This window comes from Thermomonospora echinospora (genome assembly GCF_900108175.1).
In the GTDB taxonomy this organism is placed as follows: Bacteria; Actinomycetota; Actinomycetes; order Streptosporangiales; family Streptosporangiaceae; genus Thermomonospora; species Thermomonospora echinospora.
The window spans coordinates 676,663-699,135 of sequence record NZ_FNVO01000002.1 but is presented as its reverse complement, the minus strand read 5'-3'; the positions used below and the strand labels follow the sequence as shown (position 1 = coordinate 699,135).

The window sequence follows — 22,473 nt, the reverse complement described above, 5'->3', positions numbered from 1 at the left end:
CTCAGTCGTCGGGGGAGTCGTAGCTGGGGTCGACCGACTCCGGGGACAGCCCCAGCAGGTCGGCGACCTCCTCCACCAGCACGTCGCGGACCAGCCTGGTCAGTTCGCGCTCGTCGATCCCGGAGCCGCCGGTGTCGGCCAGCCCGGCCCGCGCCTCCAGCGGCCGCCGGAACACCACGATGCGGGGCGGGCGGCCGTTGGCGGCAGGATGGGTCTGGCTGAGCGGCACCGGGTCGCCGACGTCCAGCACACCGGCCAGGGGCTCGATCCGGGGAACGTCCTCGACCGCGAACTCCACCTGGGCCAGCTCGCGGCCCCAGCGCCGGCCGAGCCGGTTCACCTCGTCGCGCACCAGCCCGTCGAACCGTTCCGCCCGGGTCAGCGCGAACGGCGCCTCGGGCGGCATCAGCGGGCCGCGCACCCCGCGGCCGTGCCGGTCGCGGCGCCGGATCCGCGCGCCGGGGGCCTTCTCGCTCATCGGCCGTCAGGCTCTTGTCCGGGGACCGAGACCTCGGTCAGGGATCGCACACTACGAGCTTAACCTCCCGCACCCGCCGCCCGCGATGTCCCCGATCCGAGCCTGCGGCACGGTGGGTGTTGGGGTGGTTACCACTGAATTGGGGTGGTAATGGCGACACGGCCGCGGTGGTGGTGGCGTATCCGCCGGTTCGGGGGTACGGTCGGCCATCGTGAGCCCCGCCCGAATCTGCTCCCGCACCGCGTGCAAGGAGCCAGCAGTCTTCACGCTCACGTACGTCTACCGCGACTCCACCGCGGTCCTGGGCCCGCTCGCCACGTACGCCGAGCCGCACTGCTATGACCTGTGCGCGGAGCACTCCGAGCGGCTGACCGCTCCGATGGGCTGGGAACTGGTGCGGCTGCCGGTCGAGGACGGCCGGCCCAGCGTCGATGACCTGGAGGCCCTCGCCGACGCGGTGCGCGAGGCCGCCAAGCCCCCCGCCGCCGGCCAGGAGCCTGTCGGCCAGGGGGTCGAGGTCGGCCGCCGCGGCCATCTGCGGGTGCTCCGCTCGGGCACCAACCCGCCCCCCGCCTCGGCCGAGCAGGGCTCGGACTGAGCGCGTCGTCGATACCGGTCACCGCTCCGCCTCCCGGTAGGCTCGTGCTGCCGTACGCCAACCGGCGGCGTACGACGACCGACAGGGAGCGGCATTGGGCGACGTCGCCAAGATCTTCAAGGCGTACGACATCCGCGGTGTGGTGCCGGAGGAGTTCGACGAGGGCATCGCCGAGGCGGTGGGCGCGGCGTTCGTCCGGGTGACCGGGGCGGCGCGGGTGGTGACCGCGCACGACATGCGCCCGTCCTCGGAGCCGCTGGCGGCGGCGTTCGCCCGGGGCGCCACCGGCCAGGGCGCCGACGTGGTCGAGGCCGGGCTGGGCTCCACCGACCTGCTCTACTACGCCAGCGGCAGCCTGGACCTGCCCGGCGTGATGTTCACCGCCAGCCACAACCCGGCCCGCTACAACGGCATGAAGATGTGCCGGGCGGGCGCCCGCCCCATCGGCCGTGACACCGGCCTCACCGAGATCCGCGAGCTGGTCGAGGCGGGCGTGCCCGCCTACGACGGCCCCCGGGGGACGGTGACGCGCCGTGACGTGCTGGCCGGCTACGCCGAGCACCTGCACCGCCTGGTCGACCTGCGCGGCATCCGCCCGCTCAAGGTCGCGGTGGACGCCGGGAACGGCATGGCCGGGCACACCGTTCCGGCGGTGTTCGACCGGCGCCCCGGCTCCGCTCAGGACGACGGCCCGCCGATCGAGCTGGTCCCGCTGTACTTCGAGCTGGACGGCACCTTCCCCAACCACGAGGCCAACCCGATCGAGCCGGAGAACCTGCGCGACCTGCAGGCCGCGGTGCGTGACAGCGGAGCCGACCTCGGGCTGGCCTTCGACGGCGACGCCGACCGCTGCTTCGTGGTGGACGAGCGGGGCGAGATCGTCTCCCCGTCGGCGATCACCGCGCTGGTGGCCGCCCGGGAGCTGGCCAAGTACCCCGGGGCCGCCGTCGTGCACAACCTGATCACCTCGCGGGCCGTCCCGGAGATCATTGCCGAGCACGGCGGCACCCCGGTGCGCACCCGGGTCGGCCACTCGTTCATCAAGCAGACGATGGCCGAGACCGGCGCGGTGTTCGGCGGCGAGCACTCGGCGCACTTCTACTTCCGCGACTTCTGGTTCGCCGACTCCGGGATGCTGGCCGCGCTGCACGTGCTGGCCGCGCTCGGCGAGCAGGACGAGCCGCTGTCGAAGCTGCTGCGCGACTACGACCGCTACCCCGCCTCCGGCGAGATCAACAGCGAGCTGGCCGACGCCGCGGAGCAGGCCGCCGCGACCGAACGGGTCCGCGCGGCGTTCGCCGACCGGCCGGGCGTTACCATCGACGGGCTCGACGGGCTGACGGTCGGCACCGCCGACTGGTGGTTCAACCTGCGCCCGTCCAACACCGAGCCGCTGCTGCGCCTCAACGCGGAGGCCACCGACGAGGAGACGATGGCCGCCGTCCGTGACGAGGTTCTGGCCATCGTGAGGGAGAAGTGATGAAGCTCGACTCCTGGCTGCTGGAGATCCTGGCCTGCCCGAACTGCCAGGGCGCGCTGCGGGCCGACGAGAGCGCCGACGAGCTGGTGTGCACGGGCGAGTGCGGCTACGCCTACCCGGTGCGCGACGACATCCCGGTCCTGCTGGTCGACGAGGCCCGGACGCCGGCGCAGTGAGCGAGGTCGCCGAGTCCTGGCGGCTGGACGACCCGCGGGCGCTGACCGCCGCCGACCCCGGCGACATGCTGCGCCAGGTGGCCTCCTCGGCGGCGCAGATCCGGCAGGCCCGGCTGGCGGCCGAGGAGGCGGGGCTGGCTCGGCTGGCCGAGGACGGCCGGCCCCGGGCGATCGTGGTCACCGGGATGGGCGGCTCGGGGATCTCCGGCGAGGTGCTGGCCGCGGTCTGCGGCGTCGGCTGCCCCGTCCCCGTGCTGACCGTCCGCGGCTACCGGCTGCCGGGCTGGGTGGGCGCCGCCGACCTGGTGATCGCGGTGTCGTGCTCGGGCACCACGGAGGAGACGCTGGCGGTGGCGGCCGAGGCGGTGCGGCGCGGCTGCCGGATGCTGCTGGTGGGCGGCGCCGGCTCGCCGCTGGCCGACCTGGCCGCCCAGGCGCGGGCGCCGTTCGTGCCGGTGCACTCGGCCGGGATGCCGCGCTCCACCCTGTGGGGCCTGTCGATCCCGCTGGTGCTGGCCGCCCGCGCTCTCGGGCTGGCCAACGCCCCCGACGAGGTGCTGGAGGCCACCGCCCGGCGGCTGGAGGACCTGGCGCACCGCTGCCGTCCCTCCAGCGAGTCGTTCGTCAACCCGGCCAAGCGGATCGCCCTGGACCTGGCCGGTGAGCTGCCGATGGTGTGGGGCTCGTCGGACCTGGCCGCCACCGCCGCCTACCGGATGTGCTGCCAGCTCAACGAGAACGCCAAGTACCCGGGGGTGTACGGCGGGCTGCCGGAGACCGACCACAACCAGGTGGTGACCTTCGACGGGTTCTTCGCCGGCGCGGCGCCGGTGGACGCCGACGACTTCTTCCGCGACCGGGTGGACGACCCGGAGGGCACCCGGCTGCGCCTGGTCGTGCTGCGCGACACCGACGAGCATCCGCAGGTGCGCAAGCGCCGAGAGGTCTCCGTGGAGCTGGCCCAGGCCAGGGGCGTCGCGGTGACCGAGATCACGGCCGAGGGCGAGCACCCGCTGGAACGGATCGCCAGTTTGATCGCGATGAGCGACTACGTCACGGTTTACTTGGCTATCGCACTGGGCGTCGACCCCACGCCCGTGTCTGCCATTCAAGAGCTCAAAGCGAGGATTGCGTAGATGAGTGCTGAGGGCGGGACCAAGGCGATCGTCGCCGCGCTGGCCGCCAACCTCGGGATCGCGGTCTCGAAGTTCGTGGCGTTCGTGTTCACCGGCTCGTCGTCGATGCTGGCCGAGTCCATCCACTCGGTGGCCGACTCCGGCAACCAGGGGCTGCTGCTGCTGGGCCGTAAGCGCTCCCAGCGCGCCCGCACTCCGCAGCATCCGTTCGGGTACGGCCGAGAGCGCTACTTCTACGCCTTCGTCGTGGCGGTGGTGCTGTTCACGGTGGGCGCCGCCTTCTCCCTCTACGAGGGCATCCACAAGATCGCCGACCCGCACAAGGTGGAGTCCCCGGCCTGGGCCTTCGGCGTGCTGATCGCGGCGATCATCATGGAGACGTTCTCGTTCCGCACCGCGATCGTGGAGTCCAACCACGTCCGCGGCGACAAGTCCTGGGTGCAGTTCGTCCGCCGGGCCAAGGCCCCCGAACTGCCGGTGGTGCTGCTGGAGGACCTCGGCGCGCTGGTCGGCCTGATCCTGGCGCTGTTCGGCGTCACCATGGCCGTCGTCACCGGCGACGGCGTGTGGGACGGCGTCGGCACGGTGTGCATCGGCGTGCTGCTGGCCGTCATCGCGATCATCCTGGCCATCGAGACCAAGAGCCTGCTGATCGGCGAGGGCGCGGGCCCGGAGGTCGAGCAGCAGATCATCGACGCGCTGGAGTCGGTGGCGGAGGTGGACCGCGTCATCCACCTCCGCACCCAGTACGTCGGCCCGGAGGAGATGCTGGTCGCCGCCAAGATCGCCGTGCACCACGACGACACCGCCGCCCAGATCGCCCAGGGCATCGACGCCGCCGAGGCCAAGGTGCGCGCCCAGATCCCCGACGCCCGCCTGATCTACCTGGAGCCGGCCATCTACGAGATCTCCGCCAAGGGGGACCAGGAGTCCACCTCCGAGCCCGCCACCCCCTGACCCTGCTCCGGGGGGCCGGACCCGTCCCCGGACGGGACGTCTCGCGAAGAGGCCCTGCGGATCGCGAACCGGTGGCTTGACCACCCGCTTCGTCCGCAGGGCCTCGTGCACTCCGAGCCGGGGCTTCAGACAGGCAGGTCCTCGCCGGCCGGCCGAAACCGGTCGTCCAACCCCAGCCCAGGCGAGACCGGCCGTCTCTCCGCAGAGACACGCGCTCGGCCAGGCCGGCGAGGATGCCTTCCAGGCGCGCCCGGACCCCTGACCGGGCGGTCTGTGGTGTGACCGCGGCGGCTCCGGAACCCCCTGTGTCCGGAAGTGCGCCACCTGGTCACAGTAGAAAGACTAGGTCCGGGGGCGGCGTTTTCTCGTCCGCCGCAAGGATGGAACCGGGGTCGTCCTGTAGGGGGAGCCGACCCCCGCAGGTAGCACCGCGCGGTGAGGCGAATTCGGCCGCCCAGCGGTCAAGATGGACGGGTGACCAGCGACAATTCGGACTCGCGCCCCCCGTTCGGCCAGGAGATCGCCCAGTACGCCTGGCGGCTGTCGGGCCGCCTGGTCGCCGGGCTCGGCCAGTTGCTGCTGTGGATCATCACCGGGCTCGGGCGGCTGCTCAGACCGCTGGTGCTGCGGGCCGGTGCCGGGCTGTTCGGCATGTTCCGGCGCGGCACCGGGCGGCAGGCCCCGGCGCCCGGCCACCCCGGCATGCCGTATCCGGGGCCGGGCAGTGACGGCCGCACCAGGATCGTCCCTGGCGGACCTGCCGCCATGGCGCAGACTGCCCCCATGCCCCGCTGGGTCGGCTTCTGGCGGGAGTTCGCCGGGTCCTGGTACTACGCGCCGCTGACCGGGGCGGCCCTGGTCGTTGCGGCACTGGCGGAGCTGGCGCCGCAGGGCGTCCCGCCGGTCAGCGTGGCGGGCGGGTTCGCGGTGGCGGCCACGCTGCCGCTGGTGTGGCGGCGGGAGTTCCTGCGCCCGGTCGCCGCCGTGGTGCTCAGCGCGTTCGCCGCCGGGCTGCTGTCCGGGCAGCCGTTGCTGTTCACCACCGCCTTTGCGGCCCTGTACACGCTGTACGAGCTGGGCCGCCACCTGCCCCGGCAGAGCGCGGGCGCGCTGGCCGTGGGCGCCTCGGCCACCGTCGGCGTGGTCTACCTGGCCGCCGAGACCCTGGACGACATACCGTGGCCGGCCGCGCTGGTGGCGGTGCTGGCCGCGATCGGGCTCGGCGACGCCCGCCGGGTGGTGGAGAGCGCCGAGCGCACCGAGGCCGAGGCCGCCGAACGCACCAGCGAGACCCTCACCCGGCTCACCGCCGTACAGCGGGAGCAGGCGGTGATGCGCGAGCGCGCCCGGATCGCCCGGGAGCTGCACGACGTGGTCGCCCACTCCGTCTCCATGATCGCGGTCCAGGCCGAGACCGCCCCCTACACTATGGACGACCTGTCCCCGCAGGCCCGCGAGGGCTACCTGGAGATCGCCCGGACCGCCCGCGAGGCGCTGGTGGAGATGCGGCGGCTGCTGGGGGTGCTGCGCGCGGACGCCGGGACCGGGCCGCCGGAGTCGGCTCCGCAGCCCCGGCTGGACCGGCTGCCGGAGCTGATCGAGCAGCACCGCGGCGCGGGCGGCCAGGCCGAGCTGCAGGTCCGGGGCGATCCCCGGGCGCTGTCGACGACCGTGGAGCTGTCGGCGTACCGCATCGTCCAGGAGGCGCTGACGAACGCGCGGCGGCACGCGCCGGGCGCCGAGGTCCAGGTGGAGCTGGCCTATCTGAACGACCGGCTGGCGGTCCGGGTGCGCGACACCGGCGCCAACGCCCCCACGATGGTGCTGGACCCGTCCGAGGCCGGCGGACACGGTCTCGTCGGCATGCGGGAGCGTGCGACGATGCTGGGCGGACGGTTCTCCGCCGGGCCGGCGAGCGAGGGCGGCTTCATGGTGGAGGCCGAGTTGCCGTTCGCGAGGGAGGAGACGCCGCGCAGTGACGCCCATCCCGCCCATCCCGCCCGGTCCGCCCGGTCCGCCCGGTCCCCGGGCCGTCACGACCGCCGCTGACCGAGGGGCGACCCGGTGATCAAGGTGCTGATCGTCGACGACCAGACGATCGTGCGCGCCGGGTTCGCCGCGCTGCTGAACGCCCAGCCCGACATCACCGTGGTGGGGGAGGCCGGGGACGGCCGCGAGGCGGTGCGGCTGGCCGAGCGCGCCCACCCGGACGTGGTGGTGATGGACATCCGGATGCCCGGCATGGACGGCATCGAGGCGACCCGGCGGATCCTGGGCCGGCCCGGCCACGACGGCCTGCGGGTGCTCGTGCTGACCACCTTCGACGTGGACGAGTACGTCTACGACGCGTTGTCGGTGGGCGCCAGCGGCTTCCTGCTCAAGGACGCCACCGCCGAGGAGCTGGTCTCGGCCGTCCGGGTGGTGGCCCGCGGCGACTCCCTGCTGGCTCCCCAGGTCACCGGCCGCCTGATCCGCGAGTTCACCCGGCAGCGCCGCAACCGTCCGCAGGCCCCCGCCGAGCTGTCCACCCTCACCGCCCGCGAGCGGGAGGTGCTGATCCTGATCGCCGGCGGCCTGTCCAACGGGGAGATCGCCGAACACCTGGTTCTCAGCGAGCACACCGTCAAGACCCATGTCGCCCGCGTCTTCACCAAGCTCAGCCTGCGCGACCGCGCCCAGGCGGTGATGCTCGCCTACGAGTCCGGCCTGGTCACTCCGGGAGGCGACCGGGAGGACTGAGCCCGGCGATGACGCCGGGCACCTGGCGGGACCGGTTTCCCGGGCCCGCCGCCTAGCGCCGGTTCACGGGTGACGGCGGCGGCTGGCGGCGCAGCAGGCGCAGCGCCTTCTCCTTCTCGAAGTCCAGGGCGCGGGCGGGCGGGGCCGACAGCCGGCCGATGCGCTCGCCGAGTTCGCGCACCCTGGCCTGGACCTCCGGCTCGGCCAGCACCCGCAGGCCGAAGGCCAGCTCGGCCGGGCTGATGTCGTACCGCTTCTCCAGGGCGAGCGCGTACGCGACGGCCCGCAGCTCCGCCTCGCCGAACCGGCGGTGGCCGCTGCGCTCGCGGGTGGGGGGAAGCAGGCCCAGCGCCTCGCGGTAGCGGAGCATTCTGGGCGAGGTGCCGAGCCGCCGGGCGGCCTCCGTGATACGCATAACGCCAATTCTGACAAATGAGTGTCAGGAAGTCGCGTCCGGCCGTGCCTTGCGGTCGCCGGCGGGCCTAGACTCGCAGCCGTACGCGACGCTGAGGAGCTTTCGAACCATGGACTACAAGGTCGCCGACCTTTCGCTGGCCGAGTTCGGCCGCAAGGAGATCAGGCTCGCCGAGCACGAGATGCCCGGCCTGATGGCGGTACGGCGCGAGTACGCCGACGCGCAGCCGCTGCGCGGGGCCAAGATCATGGGCTCGCTGCACATGACGATCCAGACCGCCGTCCTCATCGAGACGCTGGTCGCCCTCGGCGCCGACGTCCGCTGGGTGAGCTGCAACATCTTCTCCACCCAGGACCACGCCGCCGCCGCGGTCGTGGTGGGCCCCGAGGGCACCGTCGAGGACCCCAAGGGCGTGCCGGTGTTCGCCTGGAAGGGCGAGACGCTGGAGGAGTACTGGTGGTGCACCGACCAGGCGCTGTCCTGGCCCGACGGCACCCCGCCGAACATGATCCTCGACGATGGCGGCGACGCCACCCTGCTGGTCCACAAGGGCGCCGAGTACGAGGCGGCGGGCGCGGTGCCGACCGCCGGTGAGGGCGACCCGGAGGAGTGGGGGATCATCCTGGAGACCCTGCGCCGCACCATCGCCGAGCGTCCGGGCCGCTGGACCGAGACCGCCGCCGCGATCAAGGGCGTCACCGAGGAGACCACCACCGGCGTCCACCGGCTGTACGAGATGGCCAAGAACGGCACGCTGAAGTTCCCGGCCATCAACGTCAACGACTCGGTCACCAAGTCCAAGTTCGACAACAAGTACGGCTGCCGGCACTCGGTCATCGACGGCCTCAACCGCGCCACCGACGTGCTGATCGGCGGCAAGGTCGCGGTGGTGTGCGGCTACGGCGACGTGGGCAAGGGCTGCGCCGACGCGCTGCGCGGCCAGGGCGCCCGGGTCATCGTCACCGAGATCGACCCGATCTGCGCGCTGCAGGCGGCCATGGACGGCTTCCAGGTCACCACGCTGGAGGACGTCGTCGACATCGCCGACATCTTCGTCACCACCACCGGCAACTTCAACATCATCACCGCCGAGCACATGGGGCGGATGAAGCACCAGGCGATCGTGTCCAACATCGGCCACTTCGACAACGAGATCGACATGGCCGGCCTGGCGCGCATCCCGGGCATCGAGAAGATCGAGATCAAGCCGCAGGTGCACGAGTGGCGCTTCCCCGACGGGCACTCCATCATCGTGCTCGCCGAGGGCCGGCTGATGAACCTGGGCTGCGCCACCGGCCACCCCTCGTTCGTGATGTCCAACTCCTTCACCAACCAGGTGATCGCGCAGATCGAGCTGTTCACCAAGACCGACCAGTACCCGGTCGGCGTCTACGTGCTGCCCAAGCACCTGGACGAGAAGGTGGCCCGCCTGCACCTGGACGCGCTGGGCGTCAAGCTCACCAAGCTGACCAAGGAGCAGGCCGCGTACATCGGCGTCGACGTCGAGGGCCCCTACAAGCCCGACCACTACCGCTACTGAGCCTCCGCAAGGACAGGAACGGTAGACCTCCGTGGCCGTGGGGATCTCAGGACCCCCACGGCCACGGCCCTGAAGACCACCCGCGAGCGGAGCGAGCGCCATAAACGAGCACGACATCGCGGACCCGACGCTGGCGTACGGCGGGGTGAAGCGGATCGAGTGGGCCGACCGGTCCATGCCGGTGCTGCGGCAGATCCGGGAGCGGTTCACCGCCGAGCGCCCGCTGGCGGGGCTGCGGATCGCGGCCTGCATGCACGTCACCACCGAGACCGCCAACCTGATCCGCACACTGCAGGCGGGCGGGGCGAGTGTGGCGCTGGCCGCCTCCAACCCGCTATCCACCCAGGACGACACCGCCGCCGCGCTGGTCGCCGAGTACGGGGCGCAGGTCTTCGCCCGCGCGGGGATCGACCGCGAGGGCTACTACCGGCACATCCACCAGGCCCTCGACACCCGGCCCGACCTCGTTCTGGACGACGGCTGCGACCTGGTCAACATCCTGCACACCGAACGCACCGAACTGGCCGACGGCGTGCGGGGCGGCTGTGAGGAGACCACCACCGGGGTCATCCGGCTGCACCAGATGGCCCGCGAGGGGGTGCTGCGCTTCCCCATGGTGGCGGTCAACGACACCGCCACCAAGCACATGTTCGACAACCGGTACGGCACCGGCCAGTCCACGCTGGACGGCATCGTCCGGGCCACCAACACCCTGCTCGCCGGCAAGACCATCGTGGTCGCCGGGTTCGGCTACTGCGGCCGCGGGCTGGCCGAGCGCGCCCGGGGCCTGGGCGCCCGGGTGGTGGTCACCGAGATCGACGCGGTCAAGGCGCTGGACGCGGTGCTGCAGGGCTTCGCGGTCGCGCCGATGGCCGAGGCCGCCGCGGCCGGCGACGTCTTCATCACCGCCACCGGCAACCGCGACGTGATCGCCGCCGAGCACTTCGCCGTCATGAAGGACGGCGCGATCTTGGCCAACTCCGGTCACTTCGACGTGGAGGTCGATGTCCGCGCGCTGGCCGAGCTCGCCGTCGAGGTCCACCGGGGCGTACGCCCGCAGGCCGACGAGTACGTGCTGGCCGACGGCCGCCGGCTGGTGCTGCTGGCCGAGGGGCGGCTGGTCAACCTGGCCGCCGCCGAGGGGCATCCGGCCGCCGTGATGGACATGTCGTTCGCCGACCAGGCCCTCACCTGCGCGTGGCTGGCCGGGGAGCACGAGCGGCTGAGCCCGGCCGTCTACGAGGTGCCCGCCGACATCGACATGGAGGTGGCCCGCCTCAAACTGGACTCCATGTCGGTGCGGATCGACACCCTCACCCCCGACCAGCGGGACTACCTGAGCTCCTGGCAGCACGGCTCGTAGGCCCGCCGATGCCCCGCGGAACCTACCTCCACCTCGCCGAGGACGAGCCCGTCGAGGAGCGTTTCCAGTGCGCCCCCGGTCCGGGCGGCTGGCGCTACGTGGGCGAACGCTCCGACGGCGGCCGGGTGGACCTGACGGTGGACGGCCGCTGGCGGCAGATCCGGGTCGAGCTGACCACCGTGTCCTGGCTGATCCGGGGCGGCCTGGCAGGGCACGACCTGCTGTGGGTGCGTCATCCGGCCGGTCCCGCTCCGGCGGCCCCCGCCGAGCATGGGGTGCGCGCCGCCGGTTTCCTGGGGGACTCGGCGGGCTTCCTGGTGGCGGTCGCCCGCTGGCTGCGCCTGGAGCCGGGGGAGGACGCCCCGGTGCGCCTGGTCCGGGTCCAGGGGCCGTCCCTGGCCACCCTCACCGTCGATCAGCACTGGCGGCTGGCGGAGATCGAGACGTACGAGACCGAGACCGCCCCGCTGCCGGTCGAACGCTACGAGGTCACCGACCTGGCCACCGGCGAGGTCCACACCGTCCACCTGGCGGGCGACGTGGTCTTGCAGGCCCCGAACCTCGAACTGACCGACCTGCAGTCCCCACCGTCCCTGCCCTCCTGACCCGGTCCGGGGCCGTTCATCTGACGTAGACGCCCGCGCGTGCGGCGGCTGCGGCGGCCTGGGCGGCCCGGTCCGCAGCGGCTTCGTCGAGGGGGCCGCCACCGGCCAGCAGGCTGTAGTAGAGCGGGGCGGAAACCGCGCGGACGACCTCGTGGGCGTCGGTACCCCGGGGGAGTTCGCCCCGGTCGACGGCCTGCTGCACGCAGGGCGCCCATTCCCTGATGCGGGTGTCGTAGAAGCGGTGCAGGGCTTCGGCCGTCCTCGGGTCGCAGGTGGCGGCCGCGATGATCGCCTTGAACAGCGCTCCCTGGCGGGGGTCGCTCAGCGTGCGCTGGACGAGCCGGGCGTTGGCCTTCAGGTCGCCGAGCAGGGAGCCCGTCTCGGTGCGCGGCAGCGACTGCTCGGCCATGTCCACCAGGAGGTCGGCGACCAGGCCGGTCACCGTTCCCCAGCGGCGGTACACGGTGGTCTTACCGACGCCGGCGCGGTGGGCGACGTCGGCGAGATCCAGGTGGGCGAACCCCCGTTCGGCCAGGGTGTCCCCGGCCGCCCGCAGGACGGCCGTCCGGACTCGTGCGGTGCGCCCACCGGGCCGGACGGTTCCGGGTTCGGGGGCCTCAGGACTCATAACGGGACTCCTGTTCCGTTAGGGGTGCTCTCATGTTACGGTGATCCCACCTTAAAGGAACTGAGGAACCGTTAGTGAGGATGGCATGGAGTACAGACGACTGGGCGCATCCGGACTCGAGGTCCCCGCGCTGAGCTTCGGTGCCGGGACCTTCGGCGGGCGGGGACCCCTGTTCGGCGCCTGGGGTGACACGGACGCGCGGGAGGCGCGCCGGCTCGTGGACATCTGCCTGGAAGCGGGCGTCACCATGTTCGACACCGCCGACGTCTACTCCGACGGCGCGTCGGAGGAGGTGCTCGGTCAGGCGATCAGCGGCCGCCGTGACCAGGTGATCGTGTCCACCAAGACCGGCCTGCCGACGGGGGACGGCCCCGGTGCGGCGGGCACCTCCCGTGCGCGGCTGGTCAGGGCGTGCGAGGACGCGCTGCGCCGGCTCGGCACCGACCGCATCGACCTGCTGCAACTGCACGCCTTCGACGCCGGAACGCCGATCGAGGAGGTGCTGTCCGCGCTGGACGACCTGGTCCGGGCGGGCAAGGTCCGCTACGTCGGCGTCTCCAACTTCTCGGGCTGGCAACTGATGAAGTCGCTGGCGATCGCGGACCGGTACGGCCGCCCCCGATACGTCGCGCACCAGGTCTACTACTCACTGGCCGGCCGCGACTACGAGTGGGAACTGATGCCCCTCGGGGCCGACCAAGGCGTCGGCGCGCTGGTCTGGAGCCCGCTCGGCTGGGGCCGGCTCACCGGCAAGGTTCGCCGCGGCCGTCCGCTGCCCGTCCAAAGCCGGCTGCACCGGACCGCCGACTACGGACCCCCGGTGGACGACGAACTGCTCTTCCGGGTGGTCGACGCCCTCGACGAGATCGCGGAGGAGACCGGCCGGACCGTTCCGCAGATCGCCATCAACTGGCTGCTGCAACGGCCGACGGTCTGCTCGGTCATCATCGGTGCCCGCACCGAGGAGCAGCTTCGCCAGAACCTCGGTGCCGTCGGCTGGACGCTCGCCCCCGAGCACCTGGCCAAGCTCGACGCGGCCAGCACGGTGACCGCGCCCTATCCCTACTTCCCCTACCGCCGCCAGGAGGGCTTCGCCCGCCTCAACCCGCCTCTGGAGACCCGCATGTCGTCCCCGGCCGCATGAGACCGTCCGGGGTCTCGGTTGAAGTGCTCGGTCAGGCCGGCGGCTGCTTGGCGTGCTCGATCAGGTTGACGGTGGCGCGGGGGTCGTCCACCTGGAGGATCAGCCGGGCGTAGCGCTCGTCGGCCAGTTCGATCACCACGGCCTTGTTCGGGTCCCGGACGTCCCAGAACACCCGCTGCCCGTTGATGTGGAACGTTCCCGCCACCAGCACGCCGGGCAGGTGGGTGCCCGGAGCCCTGATCCCCTTGGGCTCCCTGACGATGCCGGGGTCGATGGTGGCGCCCCGCACGTTCTCCAGCGGGATCTCCAGCCGGCTCTTGAGCGCCCAGAGTTTGTCGAGCCCCTCCATCTCCACGACGAGGGTGCCGCCGTCGACGTTCACGCGTGCCATGTCTTCTCCTTCGTCTCAGTGCCGGTCGAGCCGGCCGGCCAGGGCGGCGACGGCCTCGGCGGCCGGTGCGCCGACCCTGCCGCGCAGGTGCAGGCCGAGCACCGTGGCGGTGAGCGCGGGGGCCAGGGCCTCGGCGGGCGGGGGCCGGTCGCCGGCCGGGGCCTGCGGCGAGGGCGGCGGGCTTCCGCCGGTCAGGGCCTGGGTGATCGCCTGGTCGAAGTCGGCCAGGGCCCGCTCCACCTCGGCGGCCACGTCGGGGTCCGACGGAGCCCGGTCGGCGACGGCCATGAGCAGCAGCCCGATGTCGGCCCCGGCGGCCTGTGCGTCCAGGGAGCGGTGCAGCGCGGTGGCCGCGTCGGGGGCCTGCCGGATGGCGTCGAGCAAGGGGGCCACCTGGTGCTCCAGGTGCCAGCGCAGGGCGCGCAGGTACAGCCCTCGCTTGCTGCCGAACGTCTTGTAGAGGCTGTTGCGGTGCACGCCGAGATGGCTCACCAGGTCGTCGACCGAAATGCCGTCATAGCCGCGGCGGGCGAACAGCGTCGCCGCGGACCGGACCGCCTCGGCCTCGTCGAATCCGCGTGGTCTGCCCATGCGGATCATCGTAGTTGATTTAGGAACGTTCAGTCAAGAACGATCGTTCCTCAATGGTGGCGCGCCGGATCCCGGAGCCCGCATGTCGGGCGCGTAGGGCTGCGGGCCGGTCGCGGGTGGTGCCAGGACCTGCGCGTAGGGGCCCGAGCCGTACTCCGTCGGCGGCAGGAAGGCCGGCCGGCCGGGGACCGGTGGGCTGAACGGCGGCGGCATCGGCGGTCCCTGCGGTCCGGCGGGGACGGGCGGGGGACCGGCGACATGCATCGCGGCGGGCGACGCGGGAACGGGCCGCCCGGGGCCCCACCACATCCGCATCCGGCGTTGCCGGCGCTGCTCCAGGCGCCACTCCTCGCGGTGCCGCCGCTCGGCGAAGACGGCCGACAGCAGGATCTCCGGGCGCACCCCGGGCGGCGGGGGCGGGCTGGTCACCGCCAGTACCTGGTCGGCGATGCGCTGGCCCATCGCGTCCCGCACCTCGGGCAGCAGCTCCCAGAAGCGGGCCAGGTACTGCCGGGCGGTCAGCGCCAGATCGTCGGGGATCTGCGACAGCTCCAGCGACCGGGCCCAGCCCGCGAGCTGCGGCGGCATCACCGCCACCGGGCCGAAGATGGCCGTGGCGGGCACCCGCTCCTGGATGACGACGGTGCCCGCGAACACGTCGCCGAGCCGCTTGCCGCGCCGGTTGAACAGTGAGGTGATCAGCGCGGGCGCCCCGGACAGCAGCCAGATCTCCACCACGCCGGCCAAGCCCCGCACGAACGCCTGCCGGAAGCGCACCGGCCCCCCGTCGTCGGCCACCACCCGCAGCCCCAGCGCCAGCTTGCCCAGCGTCCGACCGCGCGACAGCGTCTCGAACACGCAGGGATAGCCCACCAGCACACCGGCCGTCGCCACGATGCCCAGCCCGACGCCCCACGCGTCGTCGGCGATCGCCTCGGTCGCCGCGGCCAGGTAGAGCACGATGTTGAGCATCATGATCTGGAAGATCAGATCGAGCAGCAGGGCACAGGCCCGGCTGGCCAGGCGGGCCACCCGGATATCCAGCGCCACGGCCTCGCCGGTGACGAGTTCGGCCATCCAGCACGTCCCCTCGCGATCGGTGCGCGGCGCCTGTCGGAGCCCTCCGTCTAGTCTGCCGGTTCCGGGGCCGCGGCGCGTACCGCGTCAGCCGGCCCGCAGCGCAACGACGGCCCCACCGGCTAGTCTCCACGGGTGGACGTCGATGCCTATGTGGCCGCCCATCACGCCGAATGGTCCCGCCTGGAGTGGCTGATCAACCACAGCAGGCGGCTGGACGGCGCGCAGATCGACGAACTGGTGGAGCTGTACCAGCGGGCCGCCACCCACCTGTCGGTGGTGCGCTCCAGCTCGCCCGACCCGGTGCTGGTCGGCCGGCTGTCGTCGCTGGTCGCGCGGGGACGGGCGGCCGTGGCGGGCGCCCAGGCGCCGCTGTGGCGCGACACCACCCGCTTCCTGACCAGGTCGTTCCCTGCCGCCGCCTACCGGATGCGGTGGTGGTGGCTGGGCGTGGCCGTGCTGGGCAACCTGTTCTCGCTGGTGTACGCGGTGTGGCTGGTGCGCAATCCCGAGGTGCAGGCGACCCTGGCCACTCCGTACGAGGTTCGCCAGCTGGTGGAGCACGACTTCGCCAACTACTACACCGAGCACTCGGCCCAGTCGTTCGCCTTCATGGTGTGGGTCAACAACGCCTGGGTCTCCGCGACGGCGCTGATCTTCGGGATCCTGCTCGGCATCCCGACGCTGTACGTGCTGTTCGCCAACCAGCTCAACCTCGCCCAGGTCGGCGGGTTCATGTTCGCCCACGGCAAGGGCGACGTCTTCTTCGGGCTGATCCTGCCGCACGGGCTGCTGGAGCTGACCGCGGTCTACCTGGCCTGCGCGGCGGGCCTGAAACTGGGCTGGACGATCATCGACCCGGGACCGCGGACCCGGGGCCGGGCGCTGGCCGAGGAGGGCCGGGCCACGGTCGCCATCGCGCTCGGCCTGGTACTGGTGCTGCTGGTGTCGGGCCTGATCGAGGGCTTCGTGACCGGCTGGGTGCATCTCACCTGGCTGCGCATCGGCATCGGCGTCGTCGCCGAGCTGGCCTTCCTGGCCTACGTGGTCGCCCTGGGCCGCCCCGCCGCCCGGCAGGGCGAGACCGGCGACTCCGACCTGCGCCCCGACCTGGCCCCCACCACCGGCTGATCACCCCGGCACGGCCGGACCGCTCTCCACCGGAGGTGCCGAAGGAGGGGCGGCGTCACAGGCGGCCGGCGGCCTTCAGCGCGAGGTAGGCGTCGGCGAGGGCCGGGGCCAGGTCGTCGGGGGCGGCGTCCACGACCTCCACCCCGTACCGGCGCAGCTCGGCGGTGAGGCGTCTACGGTCGGCGCGGGCCCGTTCCGCGGCGGCGGCGTCGTAGACGGCCGCCAGGTCACCGCGGGCCCGCGCCATCTCGGCGACCCGCGGGTCGGCGACCGCGGCGACCATGACCAGGTGACGGGCGGTCAGCTGTGGCAGCAGCGGCAGCAGGCCCTCCTCGATCGCGGCCGGGTTGAGCTCGGTGAGCAGGACCACCAGGCAGCGCTGCCGCACCCGGGACATGATCGTGGAGACCATCCCGGCGGCGTCCGACTCGATCAGCTCCGGCTCCAGCGGCGCCATCGCCTGCACCATCGCCGACAGGATGCCGCGCCCGCCGACCCCCTCGACCCGGGCCCGCACCCGCCGATCGTAGGCCAGCAGGTCGACCCGGTCGCCGGCGCGCGAGGCCAGCGCGCCCAGCAGTAGCGCCGCGTCCATGGAGCAGTCCAGTCGGGGGATGTCGCCGACCCGCCCCGCCGACGTGCGCCCGGTGTCGAGCACCAGGTAGATCCGGCGGTCGCGCTCGGGCCGCCAGGTCCGCACCACCACGTCGGCGCGGCGGGCGGTGGCCCGCCAGTCGATGGAGCGCACGTCGTCGCCGTCCACGTACTCGCGCAGCGAGTCGAACTCGGTGCCCTGGCCGCGGATCAGCGCCACGTGCCGGCCGGTCAGCTCCCGCAGCTTGGCCAGCTTGCCCGGCAGATGGCGGCGGGACGGAAAGCCCGGCAGCACCCGCAGCGTCCACGGCGCGGGCCGGTTCAGCTGGCGGGCGGCCAGCCCCAGCGGCCCCACCGAACGGATCGTCACGGTGACCGCCCGGCGGTCGCCCCGCCGGGTCGGCGTCAGCGTCGTCACGACCCGCTGCCGCTCACCCGCGGCCACGTCGATCCGGGTGACGCGGGGCGCGGCGGCCGCACTGGGCGGCCAGGCGTCCCGCAGACGGGCCCGCACCCGGCGCCGGCCGAGGTTCTCCACGACGAGCGAGACCGTGGCGGTCTCGCCCAGCCGCACGTTGGTGTCGCCCGCCCGGTGCAGCGCGAGCCTGCGCACGTTCCCGGCCAGCGCGAGGTCGACCGCCACGCCGAGCAGCAGCACACCCCAGACCACCAGCAGCGTGCCCCAGCCCGGTAGCAGCAGCGGGACGAACGCGCCCAGCAGCGCCAGCAACCCCAGCCGCCCGGTCAGCGCCATGACCCGCCCCCATGAGCGCCCAGGGGCGCCTGGACGGCCGTACGGGAGGCCGGCTGCGCGAGGTCGTGGCGGTCCATCGGAACGATCAACGCGGCACCGGGACGGTGTTGAGGATGCCTTCGAGGACGCCGTCCGGGGTGGCCCCCTCCAGTTCGGCCTCCGGGCGCAACTGCACGCGGTGGCGCAGCGTCGGCCGGGCCAGCGCCTTGGCGTCGTCCGGGGTGACGTAGTCGCGTCCCGACAGCCATGCCCACGCCCGCGCCGTCGCCAGCAGCGCCGTCGCGCCCCGCGGCGACACCCCCAGGTGCAGCGACGGGGACTGCCGGGTGGCCCGGCACAGGTCGACCACGTACCCGGTGACCTTCGGATCCACATGGATCGCACGGACCGCCTGCCGCCCGGCCGCCAGATCCCCGGCCCCGGCCACCGCCCTCACCTGCGACAGGTCGCGCGGGTCGAAGCCCTCGGCGTGCCGTTGCAGCACCGCGATCTCGTCCTCGCGCGAGGGCACCGGCACGGTCAGCTTCAGCAGGAACCGGTCGAGCTGGGCCTCCGGCAGCGGATAGGTGCCCTCGTACTCGATGGGGTTCTGGGTCGCGCACACCACGAACGGGTCGGGCAGCGGACGCGGGACGCCCTCGACCGACACCTGCCGCTCCTCCATCGCCTCCAGCAGAGACGCCTGGGTCTTGGGCGGGGTCCGGTTGATTTCGTCGGCGAGCAGCAGGTTGGTGAACACCGGCCCCTCGCGGAACTCGAACTCGGCCGTCCGGTTGTCGTAGACCAGCGAGCCGGTCACGTCGCCGGGCATCAGGTCGGGGGTGAACTGCACCCGCTTGAAGTCCAGGTCCAGCGTCCGCGACAGGGTCCGTACCAGCAGCGTCTTGGCGGTCCCCGGCACGCCCTCCAGCAGCACGTGACCCCGGCACAGCAGCGCGATCACCAGCCCGGTGACCACCGCGTCCTGGCCGACGACGGCCTTGGCGACCTCGCCGCGCAGCGCCGTCAGCGCCTGCCGGGCGTCCCTGGCCTCCGCGGTGTCCGCCGGCAACGGGGCGGCGCCCCCCGGCTCCTCCTTGTGGAGCTCGACGGGATTGTTCACGACTGGCGTACCTGCCTTTCGAGGTCGTCGAGGAAGTCGGTCAGCCCGACGAGCTGGACGTCGTCCACGGGCTCAGGACCGTACAGGGCGCCGCCGATCACCCGCTCGTCCCACTGCGTCCGCCGCGCGACGGCGGACACGATCTCCTGCGCCATGGACGGATCCTGCGCGGCGCCGCGCGGCAGTCCCAGCAGCGGGACCAGGCGGTCGCGAGCCCCCGCGCGCAGCGCCTCGGCGGCGCTACCCCGCGCCCGGTGCGCCCGGTACAGCCGGGCACGTCCCTCCACGGTTTCCGCGGAGCGTACGACCACCGGCAGCGCCTCCGCCACCACGGGCCCCATTCGCCGCATCCGCCACAGCGCCACCAGCACCACCGCGACGGCCAGTTGCAGCACGAACAGCCACACCCCCAGGGGGACGAGGTCCTGCCATGAGCGGGCCCTCGTGCTGCCGGGCTCGGGCAGGTCGGGGATCAGCCACACCACCGAGGACCTCGCCCCCGCCAGGTTCATGGCCAGCGCGGCGTTGCCCTGCTCGTCCAGACGGTCGTTGGTGAGGGGGTTGCCGGAACCCAGGACGGTGACCGTACGGCCGCCGACCGGGAGCTGGACCAGCCGGGGCAGTCCCTCGGAGGGGTAGCACCGGGTGGCGCCGGGCGGGGTCAGGTAAAGCTGCGACAGCTCGAAGCGGACCTCTCCCGCCCGGACGGCGGCGTCCAGCGCGCAGTCCGGACCGGCGACCTCCTGGAAGCTGCCGGTGGCCGGCCGCACCCCGGGGGCGAGGGCCGCCAGGGCGGGCTGGGTCGGATCGACCAGCAGCAGGTCGCCGGGGGCGGCGCGCAGGGCGTTCAGCTCCTCGTCGGTCAGCCGCTCCGTCCGGACGATCACCAGTACGGTGTCGGGACGCGCGGCCGACAGCGCCTCGCGGGCGTCGCGCACCGTCCGCACCGGGACGCCCCGCTGGCCGAGGATCTGGGCCAGCGCCCGGGAACCGCCCTGGCTCGGCGACTCGGGGTCGAGGTAGCGCGGACCGACGGACGGCTGCATCGAGGCGAGGGCCACGGCGAGCACCACCAGCGCCAGCACGGTGAGCACGACGCCCCGGGACGCCCGCCAGCGCCGCCCGGCCACCTGCCCGGCGGTCGGCACGCCCGCGTCCGGCGTGCTGATGCTGGTGCTCGTGGCGGGGGCGGTCATGCGGAGACCCCGGCCGGCTCGCCGGACTCGATCGCCTTGGGCTTGGCGGCGCGCAGCCGCTCGTCGAGGGCCACCAGGGCCGCGTAACCCTCCCGGGTGCCGGGACGGTCCCCGTACCAGACGTCGTCGAAGATCCGTACCCCCGTCCGGAGACCCTCGGCGTGGTCCGGCAGCGCCGCGCCGGCCTCGGCCGCCAGCTCGTCGGCGGTACGGCCGGGCCTGGGGTCGAGGATCACCCGTTCCTCCAGGTCTCGGGCGATGGCGCGGAGCCGTTCCCGGATCGCCTCCGCCCACTGCCCGGCCTCGGCCAGCCGCTCGGCGGCGGACCGGTGGTCCTTGGCGGTGGACGGCTGGTCCGCCAGCAGGGACTCCCGGGCGGAGCGGACGTTGAACCGCCCGCGCATCAGCCAGCCCACCAGCGCCACGGTGGCGGCCAGCAGCACGAGGATGATCAACAGGGACAGCCAGCCGCCGCCGTTGCCCGGCGCGGTCGGCTCGGCGGCCCTGTTGAACAGTTCGTTCAGCCAGTCGTTGAAGTTGTTCCAGGCCCGTTCCAGCCAGGACGGCTCGTCGCGACGGTAGATCCCCTTCTCCAGCTCCCGCCGCGCCAGCTCCCGCGCCTCGTCGCGGCCGATCGGATCAATCCTCATCCGTATCCTCGATCCGGCTAGCTTCCGGCACGCGCCTCACCACGTTCGCCCGTCTCCGGCCGGCGGATGGGGCGGCTGCGGCATTCCGGGCCAGGCCGCGAAGCCTCCCGGCGCCGTCTGTCCCGGCGAAGCTGTCTGGCCTGGCGGAGCCGTCTGGCCTGGCGGCGCGGTCTGGCCCAGCGGTGTCGCCTGTCCCGATGACGCGGTCTGTCCTGGCGGAGCCGTCTGCGGCCAGGCGGGACGTCCCTGGGGCTGTGGCCCGTGGGCAGGCGGGGGAGGGACGGGCGGCGGGAAGGACGGTGGCGGAAATCCGCTGACCGGCGGGAACTCCACGGGCCGCCAGATGTCCAGCGGATGGTCGGGGTCCCCGCCCGGGGAGACGCCCGCGGCGCCCGGCCGGCCCCGGGTCTGCACGTCCAGGTCGAAGCCCTCGCGGCGCATCCGGCGGTCGACGTACAGCAGCGCGATGACGCCCGCGTCGAACGGGGTCATCAGTGACCAGCTCACGATGCGTCCCAGCGTGTCCATCGCCAGGGAGCCCAGCAGGGCGCCGCTGCCCCCCTCCCCGGAGAACAGCAGCAGTTGCAGGAACAGGAAGGGCAGCCGCAGCGCCAGGAACCCCATGAAGATGGTGATCAGCAGCGCCAGCAACAGCGTGCCGCAGGTGCGCCACCAGCCCCTGCGGGACAGCTGGTACGCCCGGCGCAGGGCGCCCGCGACCGTCCGCCGTTCCAGCACCACGGCCGGCAGGGCCAGCACCCACAGCACGTACAGCCAGACCATCAGCACCAGGGCCACCGGGAAGCCGAACAGGGCCGCCAGCACCCCGGCGGCCGGCGGCCCGTCCCCGGCCAGCAACAGGACGAACGGCAGCAGCGGCAGCACCGCGCCCAGCATCGACAGCACCAGGGCCACGGCGGCGGTGCCCAGCAGCCGGACGAACGCCGGACGGGTGTCCCGCCAGACCTGACGCAGGGACGCGGGCAGGCCGAACAGCGTCCGGCTCACCACGGGACCGAGCAGCCCGGCCAGCAGCAGCGTGCCGTAGGCCGACATCAGCAGGCTCATCAGCCCCAGCGTGAACTGCGCCCCGACAGAGCGCATGAGCGGCTCCGGGGTCAGCTCCTCCTGAGCCCGGTCACCGAGCAGCAGATAGCCGGCCACGGTGTTGAGCACCTGGACGATGCCGGTGATCAGCACCGACAGGCCCAGCACGGCCCGCGGGTTGCGGCGGATGCAGGCGATCGAGGCGTCGAGGATCTCCGCGACGCCCAGCGGCCGGAAGGGGATCTCGCCACCGAGCAGTTCGGCCCGGTCGGCGGCCGGCGTCCCGGACCCGCCGGGCGCCGGGGCCGTCCCCGGGCCGCCCTCCCCGGCGGCCGGGACGGCCCCGGACGCGCCGCCGGGCGATGTCCCGTGGTCCGGCGCCCCCACACCGGCCCGTTCGGACGACCCTCCGGAGGGCACGGCCGAGCCGGGCGCCGTCCAAGCCTGCGGACCCGACATCTCCAAGCTCCCCGTCACACGGGGCCCGCTCTGCCCGGACCCCCGCCGATGACCTCGTGGGGTCATCCTGTCACGGCCGGGCCGCCGGGTTTGCCCGCTCGATCCCCCGGTGCGCCGTCGTTACCTCATATCCATGAAATCCCCATCTCAGCCTCCCCCCTCACGATCCCCCCACTCCGACCGCCGAACCGACCCGCCGCCGACGCGGGGCCGGACCCCGGG

At 73.2% G+C, this 22,473-nt stretch carries 23 protein-coding genes; 12 read left to right on the top strand and 11 right to left on the bottom strand.

All coding sequences use genetic code 11. From position 1 onward, the window contains the following. Position 1 precedes the first annotated feature (1 nt). The gene (locus tag C4U03_RS07475; RefSeq protein WP_103936882.1) at positions 2–478 is read right to left on the bottom strand and encodes a metallopeptidase family protein; all 477 of its coding nucleotides are present in this window, start codon (positions 476–478) and stop codon (positions 2–4) included. 211 nt (positions 479–689) lie between these two features. Here C4U03_RS07475 and C4U03_RS07470 point away from each other — a divergent pair, with 211 nt between their 5' ends. The 7 genes from C4U03_RS07470 (at position 690) to C4U03_RS07440 (ending at position 7,564) form a co-directional block, all read left to right on the top strand. Next, positions 690–1,076 (top strand): DUF3499 domain-containing protein, encoded by a 387-nt coding sequence (locus C4U03_RS07470; protein ID WP_103936881.1) that lies wholly within the window; start codon positions 690–692, stop codon positions 1,074–1,076. A gap of 94 nt (positions 1,077–1,170) precedes the next feature. Continuing rightward, the gene (locus C4U03_RS07465) at positions 1,171–2,556 is read left to right on the top strand and encodes a phosphomannomutase/phosphoglucomutase (RefSeq protein WP_103936880.1); all 1,386 of its coding nucleotides are present in this window, start codon (positions 1,171–1,173) and stop codon (positions 2,554–2,556) included. Next, a complete protein-coding gene (locus C4U03_RS07460) occupies positions 2,556–2,732 on the top strand; it encodes a Trm112 family protein (RefSeq protein WP_103936879.1) in 177 nt (58 codons plus the stop codon). Before C4U03_RS07465 ends, C4U03_RS07460 begins: the two co-directional genes overlap by 1 nt. Continuing rightward, positions 2,729–3,868 (top strand): bifunctional phosphoglucose/phosphomannose isomerase, encoded by a 1,140-nt coding sequence (locus C4U03_RS07455; protein ID WP_200827090.1) that lies wholly within the window; start codon positions 2,729–2,731, stop codon positions 3,866–3,868. Before C4U03_RS07460 ends, C4U03_RS07455 begins: the two co-directional genes overlap by 4 nt. Then, positions 3,869–4,825, top strand: a complete 957-nt coding sequence (locus C4U03_RS07450; RefSeq protein WP_103936878.1) for a cation diffusion facilitator family transporter — start codon at positions 3,869–3,871, stop codon at positions 4,823–4,825. A 474-nt stretch (positions 4,826–5,299) separates the two neighbouring features. Beyond that, complete coding sequence (locus tag C4U03_RS07445) at positions 5,300–6,874, top strand: sensor histidine kinase (protein WP_103936877.1); 1,575 nt, start codon at positions 5,300–5,302, stop codon at positions 6,872–6,874. Between the two features lie 15 nt (positions 6,875–6,889). After that, positions 6,890–7,564 (top strand): response regulator, encoded by a 675-nt coding sequence (locus C4U03_RS07440; protein WP_103936876.1) that lies wholly within the window; start codon positions 6,890–6,892, stop codon positions 7,562–7,564. A 52-nt stretch (positions 7,565–7,616) separates the two neighbouring features. On the opposite strand, the gene C4U03_RS07435 is transcribed toward C4U03_RS07440, so the two are convergent. Next, the gene (locus C4U03_RS07435; protein ID WP_103936875.1) at positions 7,617–7,979 is read right to left on the bottom strand and encodes a MerR family transcriptional regulator; all 363 of its coding nucleotides are present in this window, start codon (positions 7,977–7,979) and stop codon (positions 7,617–7,619) included. 109 nt (positions 7,980–8,088) lie between these two features. On the opposite strand from C4U03_RS07435, the gene ahcY (C4U03_RS07430) reads away from it, so the two are divergent. From ahcY (C4U03_RS07430) to C4U03_RS07420, 3 genes are all read left to right on the top strand, one after another. Continuing rightward, entirely contained in the window at positions 8,089–9,519 is a 1,431-nt protein-coding gene (gene ahcY / locus C4U03_RS07430; RefSeq protein WP_103936874.1) for an adenosylhomocysteinase, read from the top strand. Between the two features lie 100 nt (positions 9,520–9,619). Next, positions 9,620–10,882 (top strand): adenosylhomocysteinase, encoded by a 1,263-nt coding sequence (gene ahcY, locus C4U03_RS07425; protein WP_103936873.1) that lies wholly within the window; start codon positions 9,620–9,622, stop codon positions 10,880–10,882. Positions 10,883–10,890: 8 nt separating this feature from the next. Next, positions 10,891–11,487: a hypothetical protein gene (locus tag C4U03_RS07420; protein ID WP_103936872.1), complete on the top strand. Its 597-nt coding sequence runs from the start codon at positions 10,891–10,893 to the stop codon at positions 11,485–11,487. Between the two features lie 16 nt (positions 11,488–11,503). On the opposite strand, the gene C4U03_RS07415 is transcribed toward C4U03_RS07420, so the two are convergent. Then, entirely contained in the window at positions 11,504–12,115 is a 612-nt protein-coding gene (locus C4U03_RS07415; RefSeq protein ID WP_103936871.1) for a TetR/AcrR family transcriptional regulator, read from the bottom strand. 85 nt (positions 12,116–12,200) lie between these two features. On the opposite strand from C4U03_RS07415, the gene C4U03_RS07410 reads away from it, so the two are divergent. After that, positions 12,201–13,259, top strand: a complete 1,059-nt coding sequence (locus C4U03_RS07410; RefSeq protein ID WP_103936870.1) for an aldo/keto reductase — start codon at positions 12,201–12,203, stop codon at positions 13,257–13,259. A 31-nt stretch (positions 13,260–13,290) separates the two neighbouring features. Here C4U03_RS07410 and C4U03_RS07405 read toward each other — a convergent pair whose 3' ends face one another. The 3 genes from C4U03_RS07405 to C4U03_RS42400 are packed head-to-tail and all read right to left on the bottom strand — an operon-like array spanning position 13,291 to position 15,318. Further along, a complete protein-coding gene (locus C4U03_RS07405) occupies positions 13,291–13,650 on the bottom strand; it encodes a hypothetical protein (RefSeq protein WP_103936869.1) in 360 nt (119 codons plus the stop codon). Between the two features lie 15 nt (positions 13,651–13,665). Continuing rightward, a complete protein-coding gene (locus C4U03_RS07400) occupies positions 13,666–14,241 on the bottom strand; it encodes a TetR/AcrR family transcriptional regulator (protein ID WP_103936868.1) in 576 nt (191 codons plus the stop codon). Positions 14,242–14,274: 33 nt separating this feature from the next. Further along, positions 14,275–15,318: an RDD family protein gene (locus tag C4U03_RS42400; RefSeq protein WP_103936867.1), complete on the bottom strand. Its 1,044-nt coding sequence runs from the start codon at positions 15,316–15,318 to the stop codon at positions 14,275–14,277. Between the two features lie 135 nt (positions 15,319–15,453). Between C4U03_RS42400 and C4U03_RS07390 the strand changes: the two genes are divergently transcribed. Beyond that, positions 15,454–16,449 carry a stage II sporulation protein M gene (locus tag C4U03_RS07390; protein ID WP_103936866.1) on the top strand — a complete coding sequence of 332 codons (996 nt, stop codon included), beginning with the start codon at positions 15,454–15,456 and terminating at the stop codon, positions 16,447–16,449. A 55-nt stretch (positions 16,450–16,504) separates the two neighbouring features. On the opposite strand, the gene C4U03_RS07385 is transcribed toward C4U03_RS07390, so the two are convergent. The 5 genes from C4U03_RS07385 to C4U03_RS07365 form a co-directional block, all read right to left on the bottom strand. Continuing rightward, positions 16,505–17,797 (bottom strand): DUF58 domain-containing protein, encoded by a 1,293-nt coding sequence (locus C4U03_RS07385; protein WP_103936865.1) that lies wholly within the window; start codon positions 17,795–17,797, stop codon positions 16,505–16,507. A gap of 85 nt (positions 17,798–17,882) precedes the next feature. Continuing rightward, a complete protein-coding gene (locus C4U03_RS07380; RefSeq protein ID WP_200827119.1) occupies positions 17,883–18,848 on the bottom strand; it encodes an AAA family ATPase in 966 nt (321 codons plus the stop codon). A 47-nt stretch (positions 18,849–18,895) separates the two neighbouring features. Beyond that, positions 18,896–20,095, bottom strand: a complete 1,200-nt coding sequence (locus C4U03_RS07375) for a DUF4350 domain-containing protein (RefSeq protein WP_200827088.1) — start codon at positions 20,093–20,095, stop codon at positions 18,896–18,898. Continuing rightward, positions 20,092–20,745, bottom strand: a complete 654-nt coding sequence (locus C4U03_RS07370) for a DUF4129 domain-containing protein (protein ID WP_103936863.1) — start codon at positions 20,743–20,745, stop codon at positions 20,092–20,094. The genes C4U03_RS07375 and C4U03_RS07370 overlap by 4 nt, the downstream gene beginning before the upstream one ends. A gap of 36 nt (positions 20,746–20,781) precedes the next feature. Next, positions 20,782–22,251 carry a glycerophosphoryl diester phosphodiesterase membrane domain-containing protein gene (locus C4U03_RS07365; protein WP_103936862.1) on the bottom strand — a complete coding sequence of 490 codons (1,470 nt, stop codon included), beginning with the start codon at positions 22,249–22,251 and terminating at the stop codon, positions 20,782–20,784. Positions 22,252–22,473: the final 222 nt, after the last annotated feature.